General features: G+C 51.2%; 1 tRNA gene and 1 rRNA gene. Both read left to right on the plus strand.

The features are described from left to right. A tRNA-Ala gene (locus NYO99_RS21300) sits at nucleotides 1–76 on the plus strand. A gap of 311 nt (nucleotides 77–387) precedes the next feature. Further along, a 23S ribosomal RNA gene (locus NYO99_RS21305) occupies nucleotides 388–3,263 on the plus strand. Nucleotides 3,264–3,347: the final 84 nt, after the last annotated feature.

The raw sequence follows: 3,347 nt of genomic DNA on the forward strand, positions 1-3,347 counted from the left end.
GGGGGATTAGCTCAGCTGGGAGAGCACCTGCTTTGCAAGCAGGGGGTCGTCGGTTCGATCCCGTCATCCTCCACCAGTTCACTCATGAAGAAGGTTGGCAAACCTCAGCGGAACGTAAGTTCTGCTGAGGTTTGCCAGTCTTGATCGAAAGATCGGCTGTTGTTCTTTAACAATTTGTAGAGTCGAATCAGCGTTGTTAGCGGAAAGCGTCGAACGATGCACCGTGCCGCTAACGACATTTTGATTGCGTCAAACATAGACTTCAACTGAGCAAGAAATTGTTTAGATGAAGAACGGCGTAACGCGTGAATACTCAAAAACAGTTTGGATTTGCGGATCTGAATTGAGTCCTTGACGACAGTGCAGTCAGCGCTGTCAAAGTTATAGGGTCAAGTGACTAAGTGCATGTGGTGGATGCCTTGGCGATTACAGGCGACGAAGGACGTGATAGCCTGCGATAAGCTTCGGGGAGCTGGCAAATTAGCTTTGATCCGGAGATTTCCGAATGGGGAAACCCACTGCGCAAGCAGTAACTCTGACTGAATACATAGGTCATTGTGGCGAACCGGGTGAACTGAAACATCTCAGTAGCTCGAGGAAAAGACATCAACCGAGATTCCGAAAGTAGTGGCGAGCGAAATCGGAGTAGCCCTCGCGTTTTAGCAGTTTGTATATCAGAACGGAATGGAAAGTCCGGCCACAGCGGGTGATAGCCCCGTATGAGAAATGCAGATTGTGGAACTAGGCGCGAATAGAGTAGGGCGGGACACGTGAAATCCTGTCTGAATATGGGGGGACCATCCTCCAAGGCTAAATACTCGTAATCGACCGATAGTGAACAAGTACCGTGAGGGAAAGGCGAAAAGAACCCCGGGAGGGGAGTGAAATAGATCCTGAAACCGCATGCATACAAAAAGTAGGAGCCCGCAAGGGTGACTGCGTACCTTTTGTATAATGGGTCAGCGACTTACATTCAGTGGCGAGGTTAACCGAATAGGGAAGCCGTAGAGAAATCGAGTCCGAATAGGGCGAATAGTCGCTGGGTGTAGACCCGAAACCAAGTGATCTATCCATGGCCAGGATGAAGGTACCGTAACAGGTGCTGGAGGTCCGAACCGACTAGTGTTGCAAAACTAGCGGATGAGCTGTGGATAGGGGTGAAAGGCTAAACAAACTTGGAAATAGCTGGTTCTCTCCGAAAACTATTTAGGTAGTGCCTCAAGTATTACCTGCGGGGGTAGAGCACTGTTTAGGCTAGGGGGTCATGGCGACTTACCAAACCTTGGCAAACTCCGAATACCGCAGAGTACAGCTTGGGAGACAGAGCACCGGGTGCTAACGTCCGGACTCAAGAGGGAAACAACCCAGACCGCCAGCTAAGGTCCCTAAAATTGGCTAAGTGGGAAACGAAGTGGGAAGGCTAAAACAGTCAGGATGTTGGCTTAGAAGCAGCCATCATTTAAAGAAAGCGTAATAGCTCACTGATCGAGTCGTCCTGCGCGGAAGATGTAACGGGGCTAAGCCAGTTACCGAAGCTGCGGATGCATAGCAATATGCGTGGTAGGAGAGCGTTCTGTAAGCCTGTGAAGGTGGGTTGTGAAGCCTGCTGGAGGTATCAGAAGTGCGAATGCTGACATGAGTAGCGTTAAAGGGGGTGAAAAGCCCCCTCGCCGAAAGCGCAAGGTTTCCTACGCAACGTTCATCGGCGTAGGGTGAGTCGGCCCCTAAGGCGAGGCAGAGATGCGTAGCTGATGGGAAACAGGTCAATATTCCTGTACCGATCAATAGTGCGATGTGGGGACGGAGAAGGTTAGCTCAGCCGGGTGTTGGATGTCCCGGTTCAAGCCTGTAGTCGTGCCTGGTAGGCAAATCCGCCGGGCTTAGATGAGGGGTGATAACGAGTCTGCTTGCAGACGAAGTGAGTGATACCCTGCTTCCAGGAAAAGCCACTAAGCTTCAGCTATTGACGACCGTACCGCAAACCGACACTGGTGCGCGAGATGAGTATTCTAAGGCGCTTGAGAGAACTCTGGAGAAGGAACTCGGCAAATTGACACCGTAACTTCGGAAGAAGGTGTGCCTTTAGTAGGTGAACCTGTACAAGGGGAGCCCAATGAGGCCGCAGAGAATCGGTGGCTGCAACTGTTTATTAAAAACACAGCACTCTGCAAAGACGAAAGTCGACGTATAGGGTGTGACTCCTGCCCGGTGCTGGAAGATTAAATGATGGGGTGCAAGCTCTTGACTGAAGTCCCAGTAAACGGCGGCCGTAACTATAACGGTCCTAAGGTAGCGAAATTCCTTGTCGGGTAAGTTCCGACCTGCACGAATGGAGTAATGATGGCCACACTGTCTCCTCCAGAGACTCAGCGAAGTTGAAATGTTTGTGATGATGCAATCTCCCCGCGGAAAGACGGAAAGACCCCATGAACCTTTACTGTAGCTTTACATTGGACTTTGAACAGATCTGTGTAGGATAGGTGGGAGGCTTTGAAGTAAGGTCGCTAGATCTTATGGAGCCGACGTTGAAATACCACCCTGGTGTGTTTGAGGTTCTAACCTTGGCCCGTTATCCGGGTTGGGGACAGTGTATGGTGGGCAGTTTGACTGGGGCGGTCTCCTCCCAAAGTGTAACGGAGGAGTTCGAAGGTACGCTAGTTACGGTCGGAAATCGTGACGATAGTGCATTGGCATAAGCGTGCTTGACTGCGAGACTGACAAGTCGAGCAGGTACGAAAGTAGGACAAAGTGATCCGGTGGTTCTGTATGGAAGGGCCATCGCTCAACGGATAAAAGGTACTCTGGGGATAACAGGCTGATACCGCCCAAGAGTTCATATCGACGGCGGTGTTTGGCACCTCGATGTCGGCTCATCTCATCCTGGGGCTGTAGCCGGTCCCAAGGGTATGGCTGTTCGCCATTTAAAGAGGTACGTGAGCTGGGTTTAAAACGTCGTGAGACAGTTTGGTCCCTATCTTCCGTGGGCGCTGCAAGATTGAGAGAGCCTGCTCCTAGTACGAGAGGACCGGAGTGGACGCACCTCTGGTGTATCGGTTGTCACGCCAGTGGCATTGCCGAGTAGCTAAGTGCGGAAGAGATAACCGCTGAAAGCATCTAAGCGGGAAACTCGTCTCAAGATGAGTCTTGCCGGGGCCTTGAGCCCCCTGAAGGGTCGTTCGAGACCAGGACGTTGATAGGCTGGGTGTGGAAGCGCAGTAATGCGTTAAGCTAACCAGTACTAATTGCCCGTGAGGCTTGACCCTATAACTTTGACTGCCAACAGCAGATCAGGGTAAGTGTTCAAGTTATGCTGTTCTTCAGAAGTCTGAAGGCGCAATCAAAATATA

The organism is Roseateles hydrophilus, from assembly GCF_026712245.1.
GTDB lineage: Bacteria > Pseudomonadota > Gammaproteobacteria > Burkholderiales > Burkholderiaceae_C > Pelomonas > Pelomonas hydrophilus.